Source organism: Kitasatospora sp. NPDC056273 (assembly GCF_042268845.1).
Lineage (GTDB): Bacteria > Actinomycetota > Actinomycetes > Streptomycetales > Streptomycetaceae > Kitasatospora.
In genome coordinates this window covers 315,815-340,130 of sequence record NZ_JBHJSJ010000001.1, presented here as the reverse complement: position 1 = coordinate 340,130, position 24,316 = coordinate 315,815, and the positions used below count along the sequence as shown (strand labels likewise).

The window sequence follows — 24,316 nt, the reverse complement described above, 5'->3', positions numbered from 1 at the left end:
ACTCTCACAATAGATGGAGTGGCGAATGAGGATTCTGGCTCTCGGAGGCCCCGGAGCGATGGGCGCCGTGGCGGTACGCGTGGCCGCCGGACTCACCGGCGTCACCGAGATCGTCGTGGCCGACCGGAACCCGGAGGCGGCCCGGACGCTGGTGCGCCGGCTCGACGAGGGCGGCACGGGTGGCGCGCCGATGCGGGCGCTGACGGTGGACGTGACCGACGGCCGCGCCCTGCACGCCGCCCTGGAGGGCGCGGACGCCGTCCTCAACACCGTCGGCCCGTACTACCGCTTCGGCCTGACCGTGCTGCGGGCCGCGATCACGACCGGCACCCACTACCTCGACATCTGCGACGACTGGGAGCCGACCCTGCGGATGCTCGGCCTGGACGAGGAGGCCCGGGCCGCCGGGATCCGTGCGGTGGTGGGCATGGGCGCGAGCCCCGGTGTCAGCAATCTGCTGGCCACACGTGCCGTCCGGCACCTGGACCAGGTCCAGGACCTGTACACCGCCTGGCCCGTCGACGTCTCCGGCAGCGGTGGGGACGACGAGCAGCTCAGCGACCCCGACGGACGCACCAGCGCGGCCGCCGTGCACTGGATGGAGCAGATCAGCGGGAAGGTCGCGATGGTCAGCGGCGGACGGCTCGTCCACCGGCGGCCGCTCCAGCCGGTCGCGCTCTCCGTGTCCGCCGGACGCACCGGCACGGCCTACACCGTCGGCCACCCCGAGCCGGTCACCCTGCACCGCAGCTTCCGCCCGGCCGGCGAGGCCGCCAACCTCATGGTCGTCACCCCGGGCACGCTCGCCTACCTCGACGTCCTGCGCCGTGAGATCGACACCGGGAAGCTCACCAACGAGACCGCGGCCGCCGCACTCGCCAAGCCCACGGTGGGCCGCGCGCTGCGGGCCACCGCAGGTGCCATGACCCGCAAGGGACCCGGCTCACTGCCCCCGTTCTTCGCCGCCGCCACGGGCACCCGCGACGGCCGCCGCGTCACCGTCCTGGCCCGGCTCGCCGACACGCCCGGCGCCTCGGCGCTGATCGACGACATGGCGGAGGCGACCGGCCTGCCCCTGGCGCTGGGACTCGCGCAACTGCTGGACGGCACCGGTGGCCGCCCCGGCGTCCACCCGCCGGAGACGGCCATCGACGCCGACCGCTTCTTCCTCGACCTGGCACGCCACGTGCCCGGCCTTCCCGGCGACGACGGCCCCCGCGACGGCGTGGTCATCGACGTGACCCCGACCCCGTGAGACTCGTCCACCGCACCCGCGGCCGCCCCGGTCCGGATCGGGGCGGCCATGACGGCCGACCTCGCCCCGCGCCCCCGACGGGCGGCAGGCACTACATTGGAGCGGAGAGGGGCGCCGATCCCGAACGGGGTGGCCGATGCACTCGATCACCGACTGGCTGAGCGGCCTGTCCGGCCCGGTCGTGTGCGTGGTCGTCGCGGCCCTCGTGTTCGCCGAGGACGCCCTCTTCTTCAGCTTCTTCCTCCCGGGCGAGACCGCCGCCGTCCTCGGCGGGTTCCTCGCCCACCAGGGCAGGGCCCCGGTCTGCTGGCTCGTCCTGGCCGTGGTCTGCGCGGCCGTCCTCGGCGACACCGCCGGCTACGAGATCGGCCGCCACCTCGGCCCGAGGATCCTCGACACCCGCCCGATGCGGCGCCACGCCAACCGGGTCGACCAGGCGCAGGAGCTGATCCGCCGACGCGGGCCGGCCGCCGTCTTCTTCGGCCGGTTCGTCGCCTTCTTCCGCGCCATGGTGCCCACCCTGGCCGGCATGTCCCGGATGCCCTACCGCCGCTTCGTCCTGTTCAACGCCCTCGGCGGGCTCCTCTGGGGCGTCGGGTTCACCCTGCTCGGCTACTTCGCCGGAGCCGCCTACGCCCGGGTCGAGGGCACCGTCGGCCGGGTCCTCGCCCTGGTGATCGGCGCGCTCGTCGTCGTCTCCCTCGCCATCTGGTGGTTCCTGCGCCGACGCGGGTCCGGGGAGGGCGACCGCACCCCGGCCCGGGCCCAACGGGACGGAGAGCAGCGGGACGGAGAGCGGCGGGCGGAAGAGCGACGGGAGGAGGAGCGGCGGGACAGCGGGCAGCGGGGCGGACGGCCCTGACGCCGCCGCCCCCTCACCGGCGCCGGCCGCCGCTTCCGGTCACCAGCGGCCGTGCACCTGCGCCCGGATCCGCCGGTCGTACAGCTCGCGCACGGCGGCCAGGGTGGCCGGCGGGAGCGGCGCCGAGTCGGCGGCCGCCGCGTTGGCCCGGGCCTGCGCCACGTTGCGCGCCCCGGGGATCACCGTCGTCACCCCCGGCTGCTGGGTGACCCAGCGCAGCGCCGTCTGCGCCGAGCTCACCCCCTCGGGCGCGAACCCGGCGAACTCCGCCGCCGCCTCGACGCCCGTCGCGAAGTCCACCCCGGAGAAGGTCTCCCCCTGGTCGAAGGACTCGCCGTGGCGGTTGTACGTGCGGTGGTCGTCCGCCGCGAAGACGGTGTGCTCGTCGTACCGGCCGGACAGCAGCCCCGAGGCCAGCGGCACCCGGGCGAGGATGCCCACCCCGGCCGCCTCGGCGGCGGGCAGCACCTGCTCCAACGGCTTGAGCCGGAACGCGTTCAGGATGATCTGCACGCTCGCGACGTTCGGGCGCGCGATCGCGGTCAGCGCCTCGGCACAGGTCTCCACGCTCACCCCGTACGAGGCGATCCGCTCCTCCGCCACCAGGGTGTCCAGGGCGTCGAACACCTCGTCCGAGGAGTAGACCGGCGTCGGCGGGCAGTGCAGCTGCACCAGGTCGAGCCGGTCCACCCCCAGGTTGTCCCGCGAACGGTCGGCCCAGGCACGGAAGTTGGCGAGGTTGTAGTGCTCGGGCCGCTGCTCGACCCGGCGGCCGAACTTGGTGGCGACGAACACCCCGGCGTCCGGGCGGTCCTTCAGGAAGCGGCCGATCAGCCGCTCGCTGCGGCCGTCGCCGTAGACGTCGGCGGTGTCGAAGAGGGTGACACCGGCCTCCACCGAGGCCTCCAGCACGGCGAGGGCGTCCTCCTCCCGGACATCCCCCCAGTCCGCACCGAGCTGCCAGGTGCCGAGTCCGACGATCGAGACGGGGCGGCCGGTCCGGCCGAGTACGCGCTGTTCCATGGGGGCGAGCCTCTCACGCGGCGCCCCCAGCGCACCACGCCGCACGGTGGGCACACCTCGTCGTACCTCGTCGTACCGCGTCGCACCGCCGACGGCTCCGGACGTCCGGGTGGGAAGCTGGGGACACCGACGTCGGCACCACCTGCGAGGCCCACCCGTGACCGTATCGATCGCCCTGTTCACCCAGGACCTGCGGCTGCACGACAACCCGGTCCTGCATGCCGCCCGCGCCGCGGCCGACCGGGTCGTCCCGCTGTTCGTCCTGGACCCCGCCGTCGAGGACGCCGGGTTCGCCGCGCCCAACCGGCTGGCGTTCCTGGCCGACTGCCTCGCCGACCTGGACGCCTCGCTGCGCCGGATCGGCTCCCGGCTGGTCGTGCGCCGCGGCGAACCCGCCGAGCAGACGGCCAGGGTCGCCGCCGAGGCCGGTGCCGCCACCGTCCACGTCGCTGCGGGCGTCAGCGCCTTCGCGCACCGGCGGGAGGAACGGCTGCGCGCCGTGTTCGGCGACCGCCTGCACGTCCACGACGCCTCGCTGACGGTCGTCCCGGCGGGCCGGATCACCCCGGCCGGCCGGGACCACTACGCGGTCTTCACTCCGTACCACCGCGCCTGGCAGCGGACGCCCCGCCGCACGGTGCTGGGCGCGCCCCGGACGCTCGACACCCCGGACGGCATCGGCGGCGAGAGCCTCCAGCCCACCGGGCCGCTCTCGCCCGCGCTGCCGCCCGGCGGCGAGAGCGCGGCCCGGCGGCGGTGGCGGCGCTGGGACGTCGACGCGTACGCGCGGGTGCACGACGACCTCGCCGCCGACGCCACCTCCCGGCTCTCCCCGTACCTGCACTTCGGCTGCCTGTCCGCCACCGAACTCGTCTCGCGCGCCCTGCGGCACGACGGCGAGGGCGCGCAGGCCTTCGTCCGGCAGCTCGCCTGGCGCGACTTCCACCACCAGGTGCTCGCCGCCCGCCCGGACGCCGCCCACCGCGACTACCGGGACAGGGACGACCACTGGCACCGGGACGAGCGCGAGGCCGAGGCCTGGCGGCAGGGCCGTACCGGGTACCCGATCGTCGACGCCGGGATGCGCCAGCTCGCCGAGGAGGGCTGGATGCACAACCGGGCCCGCCTGCTGACCGCGGGCTTCCTCGCCAAGTCCCTGTACCTGGACTGGCGGATCGGGGCCGCCCACTTCCTGTCGCTGCTGGTCGACGGGGACGTGGCCGACAACCAGCTCAACTGGCAGTGGGTCGCCGGCACCGGCACCGACACCCGCCCCAACCGGGTGCTCAACCCGCTGCGCCAGGCCGACCGCTACGACCCGGACGGCGCGTACGTCCGCCGCTGGGTCCCCGAGCTCGCCCACCTGCCCGGCCCGGCCGTGCACCGCCCCTGGCTGCACGGCGCCGACTACCCGGCGCCGCTCATCGCCCCGGACGCCCTCACCGAGCGGTTCCGCCGGGGGCGGGGCCTGGACTGAGCGCGACGGCGGGCGGGCTGAGCCAGGAGGCGGACGGGCGCACGGTACCCCGGTACTACGGCCCCGGCGATGATCGGCCCCGGGTACCACGGATCGCCGCACCGTCGAACCTAGCGTGGAAGGTACCGGCGGCCGGGACGACCCGGCCCACGAACGTTGAGGGTGAGCGATGATCGAGGCGCACCAGCTGACGAAGCGGTACGGGGAGAAGACCGCCGTCGATCGGCTGGACTTCACGGTCCGGCCGGGTACGGTCACCGGCTTCCTCGGGCCCAACGGGGCGGGCAAGTCCACCACCATGCGGATGATCGTCGGACTGGACGCGCCGACCGGCGGTTCGGTGCGCGTCAACGGCCGCCGCTACGCCGAGCACGCCGCCCCGCTCCAGGAGGTCGGCGCACTGCTGGAGGCCAGGTCGATCCACCCCGGCCGCTCGGCGTTCAACCACCTGATGGCGCAGGCCCACACCCACGGCATCCCGCGCCGCCGCGTCGACGAGGTGATCGAGCTGACCGGCCTGCGGTCGGTGGCACGGAAGCGGGCCGGGGCGTTCTCGCTCGGCATGGGCCAGCGGCTCGGGATCGCCGCCGCCCTGCTGGGCGACCCGGCGACGGTGATGCTCGACGAGCCGGTCAACGGGCTCGACCCCGAGGGCGTCCTGTGGATCCGCAACCTCCTCACCTCGCTCGCCGCCGAGGGCCGCACCGTCTTCGTCTCCTCCCACCTGATGAGCGAGGTCGCCCTCGTCGCCGACCACCTGATCATCGTCGGCCGGGGCCGGCTGCTGGCCGACACCACCGTCCAGGACCTGGTCCGCGAGGCCGGCGGCGACGCCGTCACGGTGGCCAGCGCCGACCCGGCCCGGTTGCGCACCCTGCTCGCCGGCCCCGGCGTGGAGATCACCGGCCGCTCCGGCTCCGAGGAACTCCTCGTCACCGGCCGCACCGCCCGCGAGATCGGCCTGACCGCCGCCTCGCACGGCATCGCCCTGTTCGAACTCGCCACCCGCACGGTCTCCCTGGAGCAGGCGTTCATGGACCTGACCCGGGACGCCGTCGAGTACCACGGCACCACCACCACCGCCACTGTCGAGACCCCGAGGAGCGCGGCATGAGCACCCTCGCACCGAGCCAGACCGCCACGCCCGCCGGCCCCGGGCCCGAGCGCCCCGTCTACAAGGTCACCGCCGCCCGCGTGCTGCGCTCGGAGTGGGCCAAGCTGTGGTCCCTGCGCTCCACCTGGATCACCCTCGGCCTGGCCCTGCTGTTCCTGGTCGCGTTCGGCCTGATCGCCGCCGTCCAGTTCAAGTCCAGGCTCGACTCCGGCCGGCACCTGGACCGGGACTTCTCCGACGCCACCGCCCTGAGCCTGTCCCTGTTCGGCACCAACTTCGCCCAGCTCGCGCTCGGCGTCCTCGGCGTGCTGATCGCCGCCGGCGAGTACTCGACCGGCATGATCCGCTCCACCCTGGCCGCCGTGCCGCGCCGCCTGCCGGTCCTCTGGTCCAAGGCGGCCGTGTACGGCGTGATCGCCCTGCTGCTCGGCACCGTCGGCGTGTTCGTCGCCTTCCTCACCGACAGCGGCATCCTGTCCGGCACCCGCGTGGCGATGGACCTCTCCAGCGCCGGCGCCGTCCGCGGACTGCTCGGCGCGGGCCTCTACCTCGCCCTCGTCGGCGTGATCGGCGTCGCCCTGGGCGCGCTGCTGCGCTCCGTGGCCGGCGGCATCTCCGTCCTGGTGGCCACCCTGATGCTGGTCCCCGGCCTCGTCTCGCTGCTCCCCACGTCCTGGCAGAGCCACATCAGCCCGTACCTGCCCAGCCACGCGGGCGAGGCGATGTTCGCCCTGCACCACGACTCGACCACCCTGTCGCCCGCCGCCGGGCTGGCGGTCTTCCTCCTGTGGACGGTGCTCGCCCTGGCCGGCGCAGCGGTGCGCCTCGTGCGCAGCGACGTCTGAGAGACTCCGGTGCGGCACCCGGTCCACCGGGTGCCGCAGCCCCGCCCCTCCCTCGTACGACAGGTGACGACCGTGAGCCACCTCGACACCCGGGGACCGGTCCCGTCCGCGCCGCCGCCCGTGCCCGACCCGCTCCCCTCCCACCCGGCCTTCGCGCGCCTGGCCCGCCTGGGCCAGCGGATCCGGCAGGCCGACCGCTCCGACCCGTGGGTCCTGGACACCGCCGTGGTCGTCATGGTCCTCCTGATGTTCGGCCTGCCGGACCTCCTCCACGGCGACGTCGACCACGCGCGCGAGCACCGGATCCACTTCACCCGGCTGCCCCTGGCCGCGACCCTCGCCCTCCAGGCGGGCCTCGTCCTGCCCCTGCTGTGGCGCCGGCGGCGCCCGACGGCGGCGTTCGCGGCCATCATGACCGTCTTCGTCGTCCAGTGGTCCACGGGCGCGGCACTGCGGGCCGACGCCGCCCTGCTCGTCGCCCTCTACAGCCTGGCCCTGCACGGGAGCCTGCGGCACCTGGCCTGGGCGTGCGCGGCCATGGCCGCGGCGAGCACCCTGGTCGCCGCGGAGGTGTCCTCCGGGCTGCCCGTCGGCGACGCGCTGTTCTTCCTGTTCAGCGCCGCGACGGCGGCCGTCGCCCTCGGCATCGCGGTACGGATCCGCCGCGCCCAGCTCGCCGGGCTGCGGGAACGCGCGGCCCGGCTGGAGATCGAGCGCGACCAGCGCAGCCGGCTGGCCGCCGTCACCGAGCGCACCAGGGTCGCCCGCGAGATGCACGACATCATCGGCCACAACCTGTCCGTCATCGTCACCCTCGCCGACGGCGGCGCCTACGCGGCCGAGGCCTCCCCCGAGCGCGGACGCGAGGCGCTGCTGCTGATCGGCGACACCAGCCGCCAGGCGCTCGGCGAGCTGCGGCGGATGCTCGGCGTCCTGCGCGACCAGGGCGAGGACGCCGAACTCACCCCGCAGCCGGGCATCGCCGACGTCGACGGGCTGTGCGCCCGCATCCGCGCGGCCGGCCCCCAGGTGGTGTACACGGCCGCCGGAGACCTCGACGCCCTCGACCGCGGGGTCCAGCTGATGGCCTACCGCATCGTCCAGGAGTCGCTCACCAACACCCTGAAGCACGCCGGCCCCGGCACCCGGGCCCACGTCACGCTCACCTCCGAGGACGACCGGCTGCGGGTGCGCGTACGGGACAGCGGCCCGCCCGACGGCCCCCCGCCGTCCGCCCCCGGCCGGCCGCCCCGCGAGGGCCACGGCCTCGCCGGCATACGGGAACGCGCGGCCCTGTACGGCGGCACCGTCACGGCGGGCCCCGGGCCCGGGGCAGGATGGACCGTGGAGGCCGTACTCGACCTCACCCCCGACCCGACAGGCGGCCCCGCGTGACCACCCTCCTCATCGTGGACGACCAGCCCTTGCAGCGGTACGGCTTCCGCATGCTGCTGGAGAGCCAACCCGACACCGAGGTCGTCGGCGAGGCCGCCCACGGCGCCGAGGCCGTCCGGCTCACCGCCGACCTGCGGCCCGACGTCGTCCTGATGGACATCCGCATGCCCGGCATGGACGGCATCGAGGCCACCCGCCGGATCGTCGCCACCGGCGGCCGCTCCCGCGTCCTCGTGCTGACCACCTTCGACCTCGACGAGTACGCCCACTCCGCCCTGCGGGCCGGCGCCAGCGGCTTCCTCCTCAAGGACGCCCGCCCCGAGGAGCTGCTCTCCGGGATCCGCGCCGTCGCGGTCGGCGACGCCGTCGTCGCCCCCGCCATCACCCGGCGCCTCCTCGACGCGTACGCCCACCACCTGCCGACCCGACCGCCGGGCGCCGCCCCCGTCGAGGACAGCCGGCTGAACGCCCTCACCGACCGCGAGCGCGAGATCCTCGTCGCCGTCGCCCAGGGCTGGAGCAACAACGAGATCGCGAGCCGCCTCGTGCTCGCCGAGTCGACCGTCAAGACCCACGTCAGCCGCGTGATGGCCAAGATCGGCGCCCGCGACCGCGTCCAGGCCGTGATCTTCGCCTACGACCGCGGCCTCACCCGCCCCAACCCGCCCGTCTGACGGCCGCCCGGCCCCGGCCGCCCCTGCCGCGCGCGCCGAAGCCCGGCCCGGAGAACCGGGCCGGGCGTGATATCCGCCCCACGGCACCGCGATGGCGGCCCGCTGGGGTGGAGACGGTCTTCGCTCGTTCAGGGCCCCTCCCTCGATCCGCAATCGCTCCCGCCGACCGGGCTCCGGTCAACGCCGGACTGCCCACCTTCACCCGCATGTGCGATATCCGGTGCGGCCCCTCTCCGAGACGATGAGCCCAGGAGCTGTACACGCTGACAGGGAGGCCATATGAACCGCTCTCGTTTCGGGATGCGACACCTGGCACGCATCGCGGCGGCCGCGGGCTGTGCCGCGGTCCTCGCCGTCACCCAGGCCTCACAGGCCTACGCGGCAAGCCGAACGGTCAGTTTCGAGTACGAGCACCTGTGGATCACCCCGGAGTTCGAGGCCGGCGACGGCAACATCCACTTCACTGTGAAGAGCTGCGACCACCCCAAGTCGGACATGACCGTCACACTGCGCCGAACCGATGGAATCAACACGGACCTCGGCCACGAGACCATCCTGTGCCACGAGGGCTACAGGGCCACGTTCGACGGACTGCGGGGAGGTACGTTCGAGTTCGAACTCGGCAAGCTCGACAACGGGAAGGCGTTCAAGGGCACCGCCACCTACTCCTTCACCGCCCCCAAGTAGCGACAGCGAAGTTCAGGCGGGCCCCGACCTGCCGAGTTCATCAGGCAGCGGCCGGGCCGTATGGAGACCGGACAACCGAGGCTGGAAGCACTCCGTCAGTTCCACGGGGTTCAGTCCCAGTCGGTGAACTCGTGCGTCCGGCGGCGGTAGGTCCTCGGGAGGGCGGCGAGGCGGTTCGGCGGCCAGAGGTCGGAGCGCTCGTTGAGGACCAACTCGCCGTCCTGGCGCACCAGCCAGACATCCTCGTAGTCGAGGTGCAGGACCGCGTCGCCGGGCACCTGCGCGAGGAGGCCGTCGGTCAGGCGGGCCATGTCGTCCTGCTGGCCGGGGATGTCGGTGTGCTTGCCCAGCCGGAACGCTACCGAGACGGTCGGGGTGAAGACGCGGCCGCCGATCCGCGGGTCCCTCCAGGGAGTGGGCCTGCAAGGGGTCACCCGGATCCAGGTGCCGTGCTCGGTGAGCGCGCCGTCTCCGAGCAGGGTGTCGACGCTTGCGGTGGCGTCGAAGAGCCGCATCGGCCGGGCGGCGTCGGTGAGGCTCCGGGCGACCCCGGCCGTGGTCCACGTGGTCACCAGGTCGAGGCTGTAGGAGATCGCCATCTCCGTCCCTCCCTCTTTCTACGGGCTGAGGGAGACCACCTTGCCGTACATGTCGATCACCGTGATGGTCGTGCCCGCCCCGAACACAGGACAACCGCCCCGTGTCATCACGGGGCGGTTGTCCACGGAACGGCGGGGTGACGTGGTGATGCCCCGGCGGGCATCACCACGTCACGTCCTCACTGTCAGGCGAGCTTCTGGCAGAGCAGCGCGTAGGGTCGGGCCGCCCAGAGCTGCCACCAGGGCTGGGTGTAGGCCAGGCCCGCGGCGACCTCGTCGTTGGCGCACTGGCCCTTGGCGAAGCCGTAGGAGAAGTCGCCGCCGGCGGCCGCGGCGGGACGGTTGTCGCCCTTGTCGAACCAGAGCGTGCGGGTCGATGTCCCCAGCGGGGCCGCGGACTTGGCGCAGAGCGCGCCCATGGTGCGGCCGTCGCGGCTGTAGCCGGTGAGGACGGAGCCGGCCGGGCACTGGGCCTTGGCGTAGCCGGGTGCCCAGTCGGTGGTCACGTAGGTGCCGCCGTGGTCGACGACGTACGCGTGGCCGGCGTCCCAGAGGTCCGGCTTCGTGACGTCCGTGCACAGGCCGTTGTCGCCGCCGTGGCTGAGGCCGATCAGCCGGGTGCCGTCCGGGCAGGAGGCCTTGAGCGCGCGCGGGTCCCAGTCCGGCCGGGTCTTGAGGTAGGCGGAGCGGTTGTCGTCGAACAGGCCGGCGCTGAGCGCGGTCCAGTTCACCAGGGGCACCGGGGACTGCCCGGCGCCCACCGAGACGAGCGGCCATTCGCGGTGGAAGGCGAGGAAGGGCAGGTCGGCCTCGAGGATCGGGGTGCCGAGGATGGCGAGCCGGGCCATCAGCGCCCCGTTGATGTCGAGTCCGCCGTAGAGGGCGGCCGTGCCGTTGACGGTCGGCGTGGTGCTGGTGCCGTCGAGGACGACGGAGCCGTTGACGGCGGCCCGCAGGTACGGCTCGATGGAGGCCTTCACGCCGACCGTGTCGTACAGGGCGATCGAGCCTTCGGCGAGCAGGCCGGCCTTCGCCGAGGCGGAGCCCCTCAGGTCGAGGCGCAGCGGGGAGACGGTGGAGTTCCCGGGGTCGGTGGTGGTGGTCCAGCCCGGGCCCTTGACGTAGTCGGAGTGGACGCCCCACTGGCCGTCGTACGCCTGCTCGGCGTCGAGGGTGACGGTGCCGTCGGCGCTGACGTCGGCGGAGAGGGTGAAGGCCAGGTTGATCACGACGGGCAGCGGGCCCACCATCACCACGGGGCTGGCGCTGTACGTGGCGAGCGGGATCCGGACCGGCCCGGTGCTCGCGGAGAGGTTCGCGCTGACCCGCCAGTCCGCGTGCGCGCCCAGGGTGAAGCCGACCCGGGCCTGCTGGGGGTCGATGAGGCCGAGGCCGCCCTGGTAGGAGAAGTCGATCGCCGGGTGGAGCGAGACCGAGCCGGACAGCTTCGCCGAACTGCCGTCGGGCAGCGGGACGGTGGCGTCGGCGCTCAGCCCCAGGCTGCCGGAGACGGAGCCCTGGCCGGAGGTCGCTCCGAAGTCGGTGACGACCTTGACGCCGCCGATCTGCGGGTGGACCTCGAAGCTGCTCGGGCTGACGGCGCTGCGCAGGTTGGTGCTGGTGCCGCCGAGCAGTTCGGGGAGGGTGGCCGGGCGGGTGGTGACGGCCACCTTCCCGTCGGCGGTCGACTGCACACCGGTGACGGCGACCAGCGCGCCGTGCGGGGCCGCCGGGGTGGGCGGGCTGTCGATCAGCTGCCCGGGCTGGACGGCGGACGCGGCGTCAGCGGCCGTGGCCTGGGCGGACAGCGACTGCGGACCTGCGGTGGCCGGTGCGAGCACGGCGGTGCCGGTGCCCGGGTCGAAGGAGGAGAGCGCGAGGACGGGAGCGGTGGTGGCGGTCGCCGGCGCGCTGCCCTGCGCCGGGGCCGCCACCGTGGCCGCGGCCGTGCCGGACGTCGGGGGCGCCAGCGTCGCCGACGTGCTCGGGTCGGCGGACGAGGCGGACGGGTCGGTGGGCGCGGTCGGCGCGGTGGTCGAGGGCGCGGTCGTCGAGGTGGTCGCGGTGGTGCTCGCGGCGGCCGGTGAGGCCGCCGCCCCGGTGAGGGCGGCGCCGCAGAGGAGGAGCACGGTGGTTGTCGCCGCGGCTGACAGCGTCAGCTTGCGCACGGTCACGTGGAGGGTCCCTTCGGGGTCAACGGTGCTGGGGCAGTGGTGACTTGTGGCGGGACGCACAGCTCGGAGTCGTCGCACGGACTCTCGAACCGCCGGGTAACATAGCACTGACGGACAGCCCTGTTGACTGGTTCATGCAAATCCCGGGTCACGACCACCGAGACTTCACCGCGCTGGGGCGGGGCCTTCCCCTCGGGTTCACCCGGCACTCGGCGCCCGGCACCGTGGCACCGTCAGCCGCCCCGCCTGCCGAGACGGGCCGTGGCCGGGAGGCCGACGAGCAGCAGGAGTACGGCCGCCGCCGCGTAGGCGAGGTGGTGGCCGCCCAGGGACAGCTCGCCGTGGCCCGCCGCGCCGATGCTCTGGGCGATGCCGGCGAGGACGGTGGGGCCGATGCCGCTGCCGATCTGCAGGGCGGTGGCCGTGACCGCCGAGGCGGTGCCGTGGGCCTGGTCCGGCACCTCGCGCAGACCGGTGACGGTGATGGCGGGGAAGGCCAGGCCCTGCCCGATGCCGGTGACGACCAGGCCGGCCAGCACCGGTCCGAGGTACGGGCTGTGCTCCCCCGCCGCGCACCACAGCAGCACGCCGCCGGCGGTGAGCAGCAGGCCCGCGGCCAGCAGCGGGCGCGGTCCGCGGGTCCTCATCAGCCGCCCGGAGACCAGGGCGGCCGCGGCCACGGCCAGGCTGACGGGGAGGACCGCGAGGCCCGAGACGGCCGGCGGCATGCCGCGCACCTGCTGGAGGTAGAGCGGCAGCAGGAACAGCGACCCGGTGACGCAGAAGTAGAACGCGCCGGCCACCACCGCCGCGGTCCGCACGCCCGGCGTGCGCAGAAGGTCCCGGTCCAGCAGGACCGCGTCCCCGCCCCGGGTGCGCCCGCGGCGCCACCACAGCCAACCCCCGGCCACGGCGGCCGCCAGCAGCGCGGCCGCGAGCGGGCCGCCGCCGGGGCGGGAGGCCAGGTCCGCGCTGAGGACGGTCAGGGCGATCGCCGCCACCAGCGCCCCGGCCCCCGTCACGTCCAGGGAGCCCCGGCGGTGCCGCTCACCCGGTGGCAGCCACCGCACGGCGGCCACGGCGGTGATCGCCGCCGCCAGGGCCTGCAGCGCGAACACCCAGCGCCAGCCCAAGGCGCCGGTGACCACGCCGCCGAGGACCAGACCGGCCCCGTAGCAGCCCGCCTGCGCGGCGGAGAACACGCCCAGCGCGCGCGAACGCATCGGCCCGTCGGCATAGACCGAGGTCAGCAGGGCCGTGGCCGCCGGCATGGTGATCGCCGCCCCCGCGCCCTGCAGCACGCGCCCCATCACGACCGCCCAGAACGCGGGCGCCGCGAACGCCAGCGCGGCGCCCGCCGCCACCGTCACCAGGCCCCCGACCAGCACCCGCCGACGCCGCAGCCGGTCCGCCATCGCCCCGCCGCACAGCAGCAGCCCCGCGAACGCGAGGGCGTAGCCGGTCACCGCCCAGGACAGGTTCTGCGCCGAAGTGCCGAAGCGGGCGCCCACCGAGGGCAGGGCGCTGTTGAGGACGGCGACACCACCGGCGTCCAGGCCCGCCGCCGCGCTCAGCACCGCCAGGGGCGCGTACCGGACGGACGGCGGGGCTTCGGGCCCCGGGCCGGCGGACTCCGGTCCCCCGGGACGTACGGGCCGTACGGGCATGGGCGGGGCAGGCGAGAACGGTTCGCCGGGACGTGCGGGCATGGACGGACTCCAAGGACGAAGGACGCGCTCCGGGAACGACGGACGCGCGAACGCGCCGACACACCGGAACCGGCCCGTCGGCGACCAGGGCCGCCCGCGTCGCGCGGCGCCCCCGGCAGCCACTCTGCGCCGCCGCGCGCACCGCGACGAGACACCGCCGCGGGCAGGCCCCGCCGGGGGTGGCCCTGACAGGGCTACCCCCCGCGCCGCCAGGCGACCGATACTCGCCGCATGGCACCATCAGCGGCACTCCCCGAACTGGCCCACTTCCTGCGCACCCGCCGGGCCCGACTGACCCCGGAGGCCGCCGGTCTGCCCCGCACCAGCACCCGCCGGCTGAACGGACTGCGCAGAGCCGAGGTCGCCACCCTGTCCGGCATCAGCCCCGAGTACTACACCCGGCTCGAACAGGGCCGTCAGCGCCGCCCCTCCCCCGAGGTCCTGGACGCCCTCGCCACCGCCCTGCAGCTCGACGCCGACGCCCGCCGCCACCTCCACCGCCTCGCCACCGGAAACCCCGTCCATCAGGCAGGCCCGGCCGCCGTGGCCCCGGACGTGCCGGAGGCGACCCTGCGGCTCCTCGCCTCGATCACCCCGTGGCCCGCCCATGTGGTCACCCCCATGCGCGACATCCTCGCCTGGAACGACGCCGAGGCCTGGCTGCTCCTCGACTACGCCGAACTCCGGCCCGAGCAGCGCAACTTCGCCTGGTTCGTCTTCTGCGACCCCCGGGCACCCCGGCTCCTCACCGACTGGGAGAAGACGGCACGCGGCAACGTCCACCGCCTGCGCCACGCCCTGGCCGCCGACCCCCACAACGAACGCGGCAACCGCCTCGTGGCCGAACTGACGGCGCGCAGCAGCCGGTTCGCCGCCTTTTGGGAGGAACACGACGTCCGCGGCCCGGCCACCGGCAGCCACGGCTTCCACCACCCCCGGGCCGGCCGGCTCGACCTGGACTACACCGCCTACGTCATCCCCGGCACCCACAATCTCGAACTCGTCGTCCTGACCGCGGCCGAGGGCTCCCCCAGCCACCGCGCCCTGCGGCAGGCCGCGGCGGACCGCTGAACCGGCCCACGCCCGGAACCAGTTGGTGTCGGCAGGACGAGGGCGCGCCCGGCCGGCTCACCGGGCGTGCCGACGGCCGACGGCCTCGGCCGAAGGGCCCGGGCCGTAGCGGTGTCAGGCCTTGCGGATCCGGTCGCCGATCTCCGGCCGCGCCTCGAACCCGGCCGCCCGGTACGTGGCGACGCCGCCGACGTTGGAGCTCGGTGTGCACACGCGAACGCTCGACGAGCCCAGCTCCCGCAGCGCGGCCGCCCCGGCGAGGGTGATCGCCCGGCCGTAGCCGCGACCGCGGTGGTCCTCGTGGACGCCCATCGGCTCGACCAGCCCCGGCCTCCCCGGGCCGGCCGACCAGACCGTCACCACCGCCGCCGGGCTGCCCCGGTCGTCGTAGGCGCCCAGGCAGCGGGCGTCGGCGGCGTACGGCCCCGCCGATATCCCCTGCCAGTACGTGCGCGTCGGCCGCGAGGTGCCGAACGCCGACCGCAGTACGTCGGCGAAGTCCTGCGCCTGCTCCGGGCCGATCGCCCTGATCCGTACGCCCGGGTCCTCCACCGCCTGCGCGAGGTCGCGGAACAGCGGCGTCCACGGCTCGTCGACGCCCCAGCCCTCCTCCGTCAGCAGGTCGTGGAGCAGCAGGCCCAGCGGCGCCTCGACGGACACCGCGCCTTCCGGCAGCACGCCGCGCTCCGGCAGCGAGACGTCCTCGACGAGCCGCCGTGCCAAGTCCTCGTCCCGGAAGGCGTCGGGAGCGACCGTCATCCGCAGCGCCGTCGGCGAGTCCAGCATCCCGACGGCGAGGATCCGCCCGTCCCGGCTCCAGGTCCGCACCACCGCGGCCGTCTCAGCCGTGCCGAACCGACAGTTCCAGCCGATGTCCCCCGCGTGCAGCTGCATCGGCGCTCCGTCGTCCTGCCACTCCCGCAGCGCGCCCATGGCTTCGCGCACCCCGCCCGCGGTCGGCGTTCCCAGCACAATCGTCATGGCCGGAATCTGACACCCCGCCCAGGATTTCCGCAACCCGTTTACCGGCCGGCCGGTAATTCTCCTGGTGGTTGTGAGCACTTGCGGGAGGTCGCATACTGACAATAAGGAAGTGGACACCATGAAGCTGCTAGCGGAAATCGACAGAATGGTCGCCACCGGAAAGGTGGTGACCTCAGCGAACGACGAAGCCGTCGCGGACATCGTCCTCGCCACGATCACGAGTGGCGTCACGGCCTCGTTCTACCTGACCCGCGCCCAGGCCGCGCTCGTCAAGGAGCGGTTCTGGACTCCGGAGCGGATCCGCCGCACAGGACTCCGCCCGATATCCCCCGAGGAAACCGAAAGGATCAGGGTGGAGCTGGGCGTCAGGGTGAAGAATTTCAGGTGCACCCCGATCACGTGCGGCTGCGGCCATGTCTACGACGCATTCGACTTCATTCAGCAGGGGATCCGCGAACACGGCCTCGACGTCGTCAATTCCGTATTCTCCCTGAAGGACTCGACTTTCCTCCAGGTCAATCCGTCCTTCGTCCCGATCTGCCCCGTGGACGACCGGAGGCTGAGCCGCACCCACAGCTCCGACGGCGGGATCGAGTACGACTGCGACGAGTACGGCGGGTGCTGCTACCAGGAGTGACGCTCCGTACCCGGGGCCCCGGGCCGACGAGACGATGTTCAAATGTCTGATGTTTGTATATGGTCCTCCCATGACACGCATCAGCGCGCCGCGGCGCACGGCCAGCCTGTCCGCCCAGCTCGTGGAGAGCCTCCGCTCGCACATCGAGACGGGGGGCTGGCCGGTCGGGACGCGGATCCCGCCGGAGCAGGCCCTCGTCGAGGAGCTCGGGGTCGGACGCAGCACGCTGCGGGAGGCGATCGGTGCGCTGGTGCACCTCGGCCTGCTGGAGCCCAGAGCCGGTGACGGCACCTATGTGCGCTCCTCCAGCGAGCTCCAGTCGGTGATGGTGCGGCGGGCGGGCTCCGCGAAGCGGGACGACGTGCTGGAGCTGCGGACCGTTCTGGAGGAGTACGCCTCGGGCGCCGCGGCCCTGCGCCGCAGCGAGGGGCAGGTACGGCAGCTGCGGGAGCTGCTGGCCGACGCCGAGGCGGCCGCCGCCGGCGAGGACGCCTCCGCGGCCACGGACGTCGACGCGCTCTTCCACCGGTCCGTCGTCCGGGCGAGCGGGAACGCCCTGCTGATCGAGGTGTACGACCACCTCGGCACGGCGCTCACCTCGCACCTGGGGGGCCCGACCTGGAACGCCGCCCACGCCGAGGAGCACGGGGGCCTGCACCGGCGGCTCGTCGACGCGATCGAGACCCGGGACGAGGGCGGCGCCCGCGAGGCCGCCGCCGCGATCGTCCGGCTCACCCGCGACCACGAGATCGCCGACGCGCGTGCGGCCGAGGAGCGTTGAGCCCGCAGCCCTCCCGACTGATCCGATCACCCCATACGAACGGCACCACCGTCCACCTGAACAGGATTTTCTCGGCTGCATAGGAGATCATTCGTGTCCCTCTCGCACCTCCCCGCCGACGAACTCGACGCGCGTACCGACCGACGAAGCGCCCACCTGTACGCGACCGACCCTCAGTTCCGCGACACCGCGCCCCTGGACGCCGTCACCGAGGCGATCCGCCGCCCCGACCTGCCGCTCGCCGAGCTGGTGGCCACCGTGCTGGAGGCGTACGCCGACCGTCCCGCCCTGGGCGAGCGCGCCACCGAGCCGGTCACCGACCCGGAGACGGGCCGCACCACGCTGCGCCTCCTGCCGCGGTTCGACACGCTCACCTACGGCGAACTCCGGGAGCGGGTGGGCGCGGTGGCCTCCGAGTGGCGCCACCACCCCGAACATCCGCTGGGCCCCGGCGACTTCGTCGCCCTCCTCGGGCCCACGAGCGCCGAGTACGCCGTGGCGGACCTGGCCTGTGTCCGCTCCGGCGCGGTGTCCGTCCCGCTCCAGTCGGGGGCTTCGGCGGCGCACCTGGCCCCCGTCGTCGAGCAGGCCGGACCGCGCCTGCTCGTGGTGGACGTCGACCAGCTGGACGTCGCGCTCGAACTCGCGGCGAACGCCGCCTCGTTGGGCAGGATCGTGGTCATCGGCCACCGGCCCGAGGCCACCGCCCACCAGGAGGAGCTGGAGTCCGCGCGCGCCCGGCTCGCGGCGCTGGGCCGCGGGGTGGCCCTGGACACGCTGGCGTCGACCGTCGAGCGGGGAAGGGCGCTGCCGCCGCTCCCCCGGGTCCCCGACGGATCGGCGCCCGACACGCTGAGCTCGCTGATCTACACCTCGGGAAGCACCGGCACCCCCAAGGGGGCCGTGTACACCGAGCGTCTGGTCCGGAGCTTCTGGCTCGACTACGTGCCCGGCCGGCCGGTGCGGCCCGCCATCGTGCTCAACTTCCTGCCGTTGAGCCACGTGATGGGCAGGGGCGCGCTGTTCGGGACGCTCGCCAAGGGGGGCCTCGCCTGTTTCACGGCGTCCAGTGACCTGTCGACGCTCCTCGAGGACCTCTCCCTGGTCCGTCCCACCGAGCTGCTCATGGTGCCCCGCATCTCCGACCTGCTCCTCCAGCACTACCGGGCGGAGCTGTCCCGCCTGGCCGGGACCGGCGGCGACGCGGCCGAGCAGGTGAGCGCCGGGCAGGTGATGGAGGAGCTGCGGGAGGAGGTCATGGGCGGCCGCCTCCTGTCGGCCGTCAGCGCCTCGGCCCCGCCGAGCGCCGAGACCACGGCCTTCGTCGAGGACTGCTTCCAGGTCAGGCTGATCGACGGCTACGGGTCGACGGAGGGCGGGGTCGTCTTCCTCGACGGCCGGGTGCAGCGCCCGCCGGTGACCGACCACAAGCTGGTCGACGTGCCCGAGCTGGGATACTTCGGCACCGACACGCCGTACCCCAGGGGCGAACTGCTGATCAGGTCCGAGCGGCTCGTCCCGGGGTACTTCCGGCGCCCGGACGCCACCTCCGAGGTCTTCGACGAGGACGGCTTCTACCACACGGGCGACATCATGGCCCGGCTCGGCCCCGACGAACTGCGGTACGTCGACCGCCGCTCCAACGTCATCAAGCTGTCCCAGGGCGAGTTCGTCGCCGTCTCCCGCCTGGAGGCGCTCTTCACCGGCAGCCCGGCCGTCCGGCAGGTCTTCCTGTACGGCAGCGGCGCCCGCGCCTACCTGCTCGCGGTCGTCGTGCCGACCCGGGACGCCCTCGACCGCGTCGACGGGGACGCCCGGCGCCTCAGGGCGGTCCTGCGGGAGTCCCTGCGGGAGACCGCCACCGAGGCTGGGCTGAACTCCTACGAGATCCCCCGGGACCTGCTCGTCGAGACCGAGCCGTTCACCCAGGAGAACGGGCTGCTCTCCGGGGTGCGCAAGCCGTTGCGGCCGGCTCTGACGAAGCGGTACGGCGAGCGTCTCGAAGCGCTGTACACCGAGCTGTCCGACCGCGAGGCCGAGGAACTCCGGACGCTGCGTCAGGCCGGCACCGACCAGCCGCTGCCGGCGACCGTGCTCCGGGCCGCGCAGGCGCTCCTGGGACTGGACGAGGGTGTCGTGGAGCCCGACACGCGCTTCCTCGAACTCGGCGGCGACAGCCTCACGGCGCTGTCCTTCTCCCAGCTGATGAAGGAGATCTTCCACGTCGACGTCCCGGTCGACGTGATCGTCAACCCGGTCAACTCGCTGCGGCAGGTGGCCGATCACGTCGAGCGGGCGCTCGCGGCGGACCACCGCCGTCCCACCGCCGACAGCGTCCACGGCCCGGACGCGACGCGGCTCGACGCGGCCCAGCTGCGGCTGGAGGCGTTCCTCGACCCGCGGACCGTCGAGCAGGCCGAAGGGCGGAAGCCGGCCGGTCCGCTGCCCGAGGCCCGGACCGTCCTGCTGACCGGCGCCAACGGCTACCTGGGCCGCTTCCTGTGCCTCGAATGGCTGGAGCGCGTGGCGGAGCGCGGCGGCACGCTGGTGTGCGTGGTCCGCGGCTCCTGCGCCGAGGAGGCCCGGGCCCGGCTCGACGCGGCCTTCGACAGCGGCGACCCGGATCTCGTGGAGCGCTACCGCGCGGCCGCCGCCCGGCACCTCCGGGTGGTCGCCGGCGACATCGGGGAGCCGCGTCTCGGGCTCGACGAGGAGACCTGGCAGCGGCTGGCCGACACCGTGGACCTGATCGTCCACCCGGCGGCACAGGTCAACCACGTCCTGCCCTACGGCCAGCTGTTCGGCCCCAACGTGCTGGGAACGGCCGAACTGATCAGGCTCGCGGTCACCTCCCGGACCAAGCGGTTCACCTACCTGTCGACGGTCGCCGTCGTCTTCGGGAACGCGGCGGCCGCCGACGAGTGGGCGGACATCCGCACCGCCGGCGGGGTTCGCGACCTCGACGGTGACTACGCCGACGGCTACGCGGCCAGCAAGTGGGCCGGCGAGGTGCTGCTGCGCGAGGCGCACGAGAGGTTCGGCCTGCCGGTCGCCGTCTTCCGCTCGAACATGATCCTCGCGCACCCGCGCTACCGCGGTCAGCTCAACGTCCCGGACGTCTTCACCCGCCTCGTGCTGAGCCTGCTGGCGACGGGCGTCGCACCCGGCAGCTTCTACGCCCGGGGCACCGGCGACGGCCGCGCGCACTACGACGCGCTCCCGGTGGACTTCACCGCGCGGGCCGTCACCGCGCTCGGCGACGACGCACGGGAGGGCTACCGGACGTACAACGTGGTCAACCCGCACGACGACGGCATCTCGCTCGACACCGTCGTCGACTGGCTGGCGGCGGCCGGGCACCCGCTGACCCGCGTCCAGGACCACGCCGAGTGGATCGAGCGCTTCGAGACCGCCCTGCACGGCCTGCCCGACCGCCGGCGGCAGCACTCGCTGCTCCCGCTGCTGCACGCCTTCGCCGAGCCGGCCCAGCCGGTCGCCGGATCCGCCCTGCCGGCGGACCGTTTCCGGGCGGCGGTCCGGGCCGCGGCCCTCGGCGACGGGAACGACATCCCCCGGCTGTCACCGGACCTGATCACCAAGTACGTGGCCGACCTCCGGGCGCACCGCCTGGTCTGACACCACCCCCGTGGCCGCCGCGGGGCCCCATCGGCCCCGCGGCGGGCCCGGCTCAGCTCCCGGCGCCGGCGCGGTGGCCGTGGCGGAAGAGCGGGGCGCGGGTGTCGAAGGGGACGTCCTCGCGGGCCGCGGCCACCGCGGCGTCCGAGGCGGGCAGGTCGAACGGCAGGGTCGCGGTCATCGGGGCGCGGCCGAGCGCGGCGTCCAGGACGACCTCGTCGGCGGCGCCGAACTCCCCGATCAGCAGGGCCGCGTGCGGGGCGAGCGGGGTCAGCACCGCGGGCCGCTCCAGCTGGGCCGCGAAGACCGTGGGGACGACGGCGGCCAGCGCGGCGAGCCGGTCCGCCTCGGCCGGCTCGAACTCCAGCGAGCCGCTGTGGAAGTGCCGCTCCAGCAGGCCCTCGCGCCGCTCGTACGGGGTGGCGAGGCGGACGACGGCCAGGTCGGCCAGCGCCGGGTCCTCGACGACGGTGCCGTACCGGGCGGCGACGGCCGGGTCGACGCCCTCCACGTACAGCCGGGTGGCGCTGCGCGGCTCGCCGGCCAGGTGGACCACGGAGCGGCGCTGGACCTCCAGGCCGAGCGCCCGGCCCTCCGGGGCGCCGACCAGTTCGGCGGCGGCGTCCGGGTCGGCGTACGGGTCGTCGAAGAGGCCGAGGCGGAACTTGTCGCGCAGGATGCGGCGGACGGACTCGTCCAGCCGGGCCTCGGTGACCGCGCCGGAGCGGAGGGCGGCCAGGATCAGCTCCGGGTCCGTCTCGCCGCCGAGCTGGTCGGCGCCCGCGTCCAGGGTCAGCGCGACCTGCTCGGCGACGGACAGCTCCTCGACGCCCCAGTGCCGCGGGGGCAGAGTGACCACGCCGGGGACGTCCATGCCGGTGATGGCGTTGAAGTCGGTGCAGACCACGCCGTCGAAGCCGTAACGACCGCGCAGCAGGCCGGTGATGACGTCCCGGTTGAAGTTGGCGCCGACCTCGGCGAGGCCGCTGCCGGAGGGGATCGCGTAGGCGGGCATGATCTGCGCGGTGCCCGCGGCGAAGGCCGCCTCGAAGGGCCGCAGGTGGGTCTCGAACTCGCCGCCGGGGTAGACCAGTCGGCGTCCGGCGGCGAAGTGCGAGTCCTCGCCGCCGGCCTGCGGGCCGCCGCCGGGGAAGTGCTTGGTCATGCAGGCGACGCTGTCCGGGCCGATCGGCCCGCCCTGGAGGCCCTCGATGTAGGCGGCGATCATCCGCGAGGCGCGCTCCGGGTCCTCCCCGAAGGTGCCGCTGATCCGGGCCCAGCGGGGCTCGGTGGCGAGGTCGGCCATCGGGTGGATGGCGACCCGGATGCCGACGGCGCACAGCTCGCGGCGGATCAGGTCGGCGTAGCGGCGCACCAGGTCGGGGTCGTCGGTGGCGGCGAGGCCGATCGGCTCGGGGCCGGTGCTGAAGCCGCCGCCGGTGTGGGCGGTGGCCGGGTTGGCGGTGAAGCCGTGCCGGGGGTCGGAGGAGAGGGTGACGGGGATGCCCAGCCGGGCGGCCGCGGCGAGGTCCTGGACGTGGTTGTTCCAGGCGGCCATCGCGCGCGGGTCGGGGACGGCCATCATGGCGAAGTGGGTGAGGCCGCGTTCGGTGATCAGATCGGCGCCGGAGGGGAACGGGCCCTGGTCGCCGGGGAGCATCCGGCCGTGCAGCATCTGCGCGGCCTTCTCCTCCGGGGTCATCCGGGCCAGCAGGTCCTCGACCCGCTTCTCGACGGGCAGCCGCGGGTCCTCGTAGGGCTCCATGGTGCCGTTGTGGTTGAGGTCGCGGAAGGGCGTGCCGTCGGTGTGGTGCAGGACGGTCAGCATGCCGTCACCTCGGCGGTGTTCGACGCGGCGGCCTTGGTACGGAAGGCCTCGATCGTCTCGGCGGTGACCCCGCAGGCGGCCAGGAAGCCGGCGGCGCCGCCGTGCCTGGCCCGGACCAGGTCGAGGAAGGCGCTCATCGCCCCGGCGGGGGCCTCCAGCAGCGGGGCGGGGACGACCAGCCGGCCGGCCTCGACCTCGTTGAGGGCGGCACGGTTGCGGTCGGCGAGCCCGGCCCAGATCTGCTGGATCGCCTCGTTGGTGCGGGCGTAGTCGGCGACGATCTCCTCGGCCGGCACCCCGAGCAGCTCCAGCAGCAGCGCGGTGAGCAGCCCGGTGCGGTCCTTGCCGGCGGCGCAGTGCACCAGCACCCCGCCGGGGCGGACGGTGGCCTCCACGGCGGCGGCGAGGGCCCGCGGCGCGGACTCGGCCATCAGCAGGTAGAAGGCGCCGAGGTCCTCGGCGGTGGTCATGGTCCGCATGGCCCGCGCGAGTTCGTCGTTGGTCGGCTCGATCCGGGCGGCGACGACGGCGATGCCGGCGGCCTCGGCGGCGGCCCAGTCCTCGGGGCCGGTCTCGGCCTCGCCCCGGAGGTCGACGACGGTGGTGATGCCGTGCTCGCGCAGCCGGGCGACGACGGCCGCGTCGGCGGCGGGGAAGGGCTGGGCGGAGCGGAACAGGGCGCCGGGACGGATCCAGCGGCTCGCGGGGTCGGCGAGCGCTGCGGGGTCGCGGAAGTTGACCAGGGACATGCGGGGGCCTTTCGGGTCGTGCGGGGGGGTGTGCAAAAGGGGAAGAGGGCGTGCGGTGCCGTCCGGGCGGCCTGCGGCGCGCCCGGGAGGGACGGGGTACGGGGTCGGGTCAGCCCGCGGTGGCGAGCACGTCCCGGTAGGCCTTGACCCAGTCGGTCAGGGTGCCGCTCTCCGAGCCGATCAGGACGTGGCGCCGCACCATGCCGCCGAACATCGCGCCGAGCGCGGTCGGACGCAGGTCGGTGGCCGGGTCGACGTCGAGCCGCTCGGCGGCGATGGTGACGGTGCGTTCGGTGAAGGCGTCGATGACGACCAGGGCGTAGTTGTGCACGGAGTGCACGTCGAGCAGGCCCCGGCGCAGCCGGCGGCGGCGCTCGGTGTGCTCGACGGGCTCCTCCAGCCGTCCGCCGGTGACGGTCAGCGCGTGGTCGAGCGCGGCCCAGAGCGGGAGTTCGGCGGGGGCGGCGGCGAAGGCGTCGAGGACGACCTGGCCGAAGTCCCAGCCGAACAGCAGCGCCTCCTTGGCCGGGTAGTAGCGGAAGAAGGTGCGGTGGGCGACGTCGGCGCGGCGGCAGATCTGGTCCACGGTGGTGCGCTCGTAGCCCTGCTCCTCGAAGAGGTCGAGCGCCGCGCTGCGGATGCTGTCGCGGGTGCGCGCCTTCTTCCGGTCGCGCATGCCCTGCTCCGCCGCGGTGTCCGTCCCCTGCATCGTTCTTCCGCTCCCGTTCGGTGAGTTGAGTGTCGGTCGTGTCGGTGGGTGGGGCCGCCGAGGGGGCCGCCATGAGTACGGAACCACGTCCGGCCGGGCCCGCTCAA

Annotated in this window: 20 protein-coding genes; 12 read left to right on the top strand and 8 right to left on the bottom strand. The window is 74.3% G+C overall.

Translation table 11 applies throughout. The annotated features are described in order from the left end of the window. The first annotated feature begins 25 nt into the window (after positions 1-25). A complete protein-coding gene (locus ACFCY1_RS01285) occupies positions 26-1,255 on the top strand; it encodes a saccharopine dehydrogenase family protein (RefSeq protein WP_375873098.1) in 1,230 nt (409 codons plus the stop codon). A 136-nt stretch (positions 1,256-1,391) separates the two neighbouring features. Next, positions 1,392-2,117: a DedA family protein gene (locus ACFCY1_RS01280; protein WP_375873097.1), complete on the top strand. Its 726-nt coding sequence runs from the start codon at positions 1,392-1,394 to the stop codon at positions 2,115-2,117. A 39-nt stretch (positions 2,118-2,156) separates the two neighbouring features. Here ACFCY1_RS01280 and ACFCY1_RS01275 read toward each other — a convergent pair whose 3' ends face one another. Continuing rightward, positions 2,157-3,140 (bottom strand): aldo/keto reductase, encoded by a 984-nt coding sequence (locus ACFCY1_RS01275; RefSeq protein WP_375873096.1) that lies wholly within the window; start codon positions 3,138-3,140, stop codon positions 2,157-2,159. Positions 3,141-3,297: 157 nt separating this feature from the next. On the opposite strand from ACFCY1_RS01275, the gene ACFCY1_RS01270 reads away from it, so the two are divergent. The 6 genes from ACFCY1_RS01270 (at position 3,298) to ACFCY1_RS01245 (ending at position 9,332) form a co-directional block, all read left to right on the top strand. After that, complete coding sequence (locus ACFCY1_RS01270) at positions 3,298-4,617, top strand: cryptochrome/photolyase family protein (RefSeq protein ID WP_375873095.1); 1,320 nt, start codon at positions 3,298-3,300, stop codon at positions 4,615-4,617. A 169-nt stretch (positions 4,618-4,786) separates the two neighbouring features. Next, positions 4,787-5,731 carry an ABC transporter ATP-binding protein gene (locus tag ACFCY1_RS01265; protein ID WP_375873094.1) on the top strand — a complete coding sequence of 315 codons (945 nt, stop codon included), beginning with the start codon at positions 4,787-4,789 and terminating at the stop codon, positions 5,729-5,731. Next, a complete protein-coding gene (locus ACFCY1_RS01260; protein ID WP_117485935.1) occupies positions 5,728-6,576 on the top strand; it encodes an ABC transporter permease in 849 nt (282 codons plus the stop codon). Before ACFCY1_RS01265 ends, ACFCY1_RS01260 begins: the two co-directional genes overlap by 4 nt. A gap of 120 nt (positions 6,577-6,696) precedes the next feature. Further along, complete coding sequence (locus ACFCY1_RS01255; RefSeq protein WP_375873146.1) at positions 6,697-7,971, top strand: sensor histidine kinase; 1,275 nt, start codon at positions 6,697-6,699, stop codon at positions 7,969-7,971. After that, complete coding sequence (locus ACFCY1_RS01250) at positions 7,968-8,645, top strand: response regulator transcription factor (protein ID WP_049649771.1); 678 nt, start codon at positions 7,968-7,970, stop codon at positions 8,643-8,645. Before ACFCY1_RS01255 ends, ACFCY1_RS01250 begins: the two co-directional genes overlap by 4 nt. Positions 8,646-8,924: 279 nt before the next feature. Beyond that, entirely contained in the window at positions 8,925-9,332 is a 408-nt protein-coding gene (locus ACFCY1_RS01245; protein WP_375873093.1) for a hypothetical protein, read from the top strand. Positions 9,333-9,442: 110 nt separating this feature from the next. Here the strand turns inward: ACFCY1_RS01245 and ACFCY1_RS01240 are convergent, their stop codons facing one another. The 3 genes from ACFCY1_RS01240 to ACFCY1_RS01230 all read right to left on the bottom strand — a co-directional run bounded on the left by ACFCY1_RS01240 (position 9,443) and on the right by ACFCY1_RS01230 (position 13,814). Further along, positions 9,443-9,931 (bottom strand): SitI3 family protein, encoded by a 489-nt coding sequence (locus ACFCY1_RS01240; RefSeq protein WP_375873092.1) that lies wholly within the window; start codon positions 9,929-9,931, stop codon positions 9,443-9,445. Positions 9,932-10,116: 185 nt separating this feature from the next. Then, positions 10,117-12,105, bottom strand: a complete 1,989-nt coding sequence (locus tag ACFCY1_RS01235) for a hypothetical protein (protein WP_375873091.1) — start codon at positions 12,103-12,105, stop codon at positions 10,117-10,119. Positions 12,106-12,338: 233 nt separating this feature from the next. Then, positions 12,339-13,814 carry an MFS transporter gene (locus ACFCY1_RS01230; protein ID WP_375873090.1) on the bottom strand — a complete coding sequence of 492 codons (1,476 nt, stop codon included), beginning with the start codon at positions 13,812-13,814 and terminating at the stop codon, positions 12,339-12,341. Between the two features lie 231 nt (positions 13,815-14,045). On the opposite strand from ACFCY1_RS01230, the gene ACFCY1_RS01225 reads away from it, so the two are divergent. Further along, a complete protein-coding gene (locus ACFCY1_RS01225) occupies positions 14,046-14,885 on the top strand; it encodes a helix-turn-helix domain-containing protein (RefSeq protein WP_375873089.1) in 840 nt (279 codons plus the stop codon). A gap of 114 nt (positions 14,886-14,999) precedes the next feature. Here ACFCY1_RS01225 and ACFCY1_RS01220 read toward each other — a convergent pair whose 3' ends face one another. Next, the gene (locus tag ACFCY1_RS01220) at positions 15,000-15,866 is read right to left on the bottom strand and encodes a GNAT family N-acetyltransferase (protein WP_375873088.1); all 867 of its coding nucleotides are present in this window, start codon (positions 15,864-15,866) and stop codon (positions 15,000-15,002) included. 112 nt (positions 15,867-15,978) lie between these two features. Between ACFCY1_RS01220 and ACFCY1_RS01215 the strand changes: the two genes are divergently transcribed. The 3 genes from ACFCY1_RS01215 to car all read left to right on the top strand — a co-directional run bounded on the left by ACFCY1_RS01215 (position 15,979) and on the right by car (position 20,923). Beyond that, positions 15,979-16,506 carry a hypothetical protein gene (locus tag ACFCY1_RS01215; RefSeq protein ID WP_375873087.1) on the top strand — a complete coding sequence of 176 codons (528 nt, stop codon included), beginning with the start codon at positions 15,979-15,981 and terminating at the stop codon, positions 16,504-16,506. Between the two features lie 70 nt (positions 16,507-16,576). Continuing rightward, complete coding sequence (locus ACFCY1_RS01210; protein ID WP_375873086.1) at positions 16,577-17,287, top strand: FadR/GntR family transcriptional regulator; 711 nt, start codon at positions 16,577-16,579, stop codon at positions 17,285-17,287. Between the two features lie 93 nt (positions 17,288-17,380). Continuing rightward, positions 17,381-20,923, top strand: coding sequence for a carboxylic acid reductase (gene car / locus ACFCY1_RS01205; RefSeq protein ID WP_375873085.1), 3,543 nt, complete (start codon positions 17,381-17,383; stop codon positions 20,921-20,923). 52 nt (positions 20,924-20,975) lie between these two features. Here car and ACFCY1_RS01200 read toward each other — a convergent pair whose 3' ends face one another. From ACFCY1_RS01200 to ACFCY1_RS01190, 3 genes are all read right to left on the bottom strand, one after another. Continuing rightward, on the bottom strand, positions 20,976-22,751 hold the full coding sequence (locus ACFCY1_RS01200) for a glycoside hydrolase family 3 protein (RefSeq protein WP_375873084.1): 1,776 nt from the start codon (positions 22,749-22,751) through the stop codon (positions 20,976-20,978). Continuing rightward, positions 22,745-23,500 (bottom strand): tyrosine-protein phosphatase, encoded by a 756-nt coding sequence (locus ACFCY1_RS01195; RefSeq protein WP_375873083.1) that lies wholly within the window; start codon positions 23,498-23,500, stop codon positions 22,745-22,747. Before ACFCY1_RS01195 ends, ACFCY1_RS01200 begins: the two co-directional genes overlap by 7 nt. 109 nt (positions 23,501-23,609) lie before the next feature. Next, positions 23,610-24,209 (bottom strand): TetR family transcriptional regulator, encoded by a 600-nt coding sequence (locus tag ACFCY1_RS01190; RefSeq protein WP_375873082.1) that lies wholly within the window; start codon positions 24,207-24,209, stop codon positions 23,610-23,612. Positions 24,210-24,316 lie beyond the last annotated feature (107 nt).

Coding starts and splice junctions, on each gene's coding strand:
- ACFCY1_RS01195 (WP_375873083.1), bottom strand. CDS start 23,500: ATGTCCCTGGTCAACTTCCGCGACCCCGCAGCGCTCGCCGACCCCGCG.
- ACFCY1_RS01240 (WP_375873092.1), bottom strand. CDS start 9,931: ATGGCGATCTCCTACAGCCTCGACCTGGTGACCACGTGGACCACGGCC.
- ACFCY1_RS01245 (WP_375873093.1), top strand. CDS start 8,925: ATGAACCGCTCTCGTTTCGGGATGCGACACCTGGCACGCATCGCGGCG.
- ACFCY1_RS01260 (WP_117485935.1), top strand. CDS start 5,728: ATGAGCACCCTCGCACCGAGCCAGACCGCCACGCCCGCCGGCCCCGGG.
- ACFCY1_RS01210 (WP_375873086.1), top strand. CDS start 16,577: ATGACACGCATCAGCGCGCCGCGGCGCACGGCCAGCCTGTCCGCCCAG.
- ACFCY1_RS01265 (WP_375873094.1), top strand. CDS start 4,787: ATGATCGAGGCGCACCAGCTGACGAAGCGGTACGGGGAGAAGACCGCC.
- ACFCY1_RS01225 (WP_375873089.1), top strand. CDS start 14,046: ATGGCACCATCAGCGGCACTCCCCGAACTGGCCCACTTCCTGCGCACC.
- ACFCY1_RS01285 (WP_375873098.1), top strand. CDS start 26: ATGAGGATTCTGGCTCTCGGAGGCCCCGGAGCGATGGGCGCCGTGGCG.
- ACFCY1_RS01230 (WP_375873090.1), bottom strand. CDS start 13,814: ATGCCCGCACGTCCCGGCGAACCGTTCTCGCCTGCCCCGCCCATGCCC.
- ACFCY1_RS01220 (WP_375873088.1), bottom strand. CDS start 15,866: ATGACGATTGTGCTGGGAACGCCGACCGCGGGCGGGGTGCGCGAAGCC.
- ACFCY1_RS01280 (WP_375873097.1), top strand. CDS start 1,392: ATGCACTCGATCACCGACTGGCTGAGCGGCCTGTCCGGCCCGGTCGTG.
- ACFCY1_RS01275 (WP_375873096.1), bottom strand. CDS start 3,140: ATGGAACAGCGCGTACTCGGCCGGACCGGCCGCCCCGTCTCGATCGTC.
- ACFCY1_RS01200 (WP_375873084.1), bottom strand. CDS start 22,751: ATGCTGACCGTCCTGCACCACACCGACGGCACGCCCTTCCGCGACCTC.
- ACFCY1_RS01190 (WP_375873082.1), bottom strand. CDS start 24,209: ATGCAGGGGACGGACACCGCGGCGGAGCAGGGCATGCGCGACCGGAAG.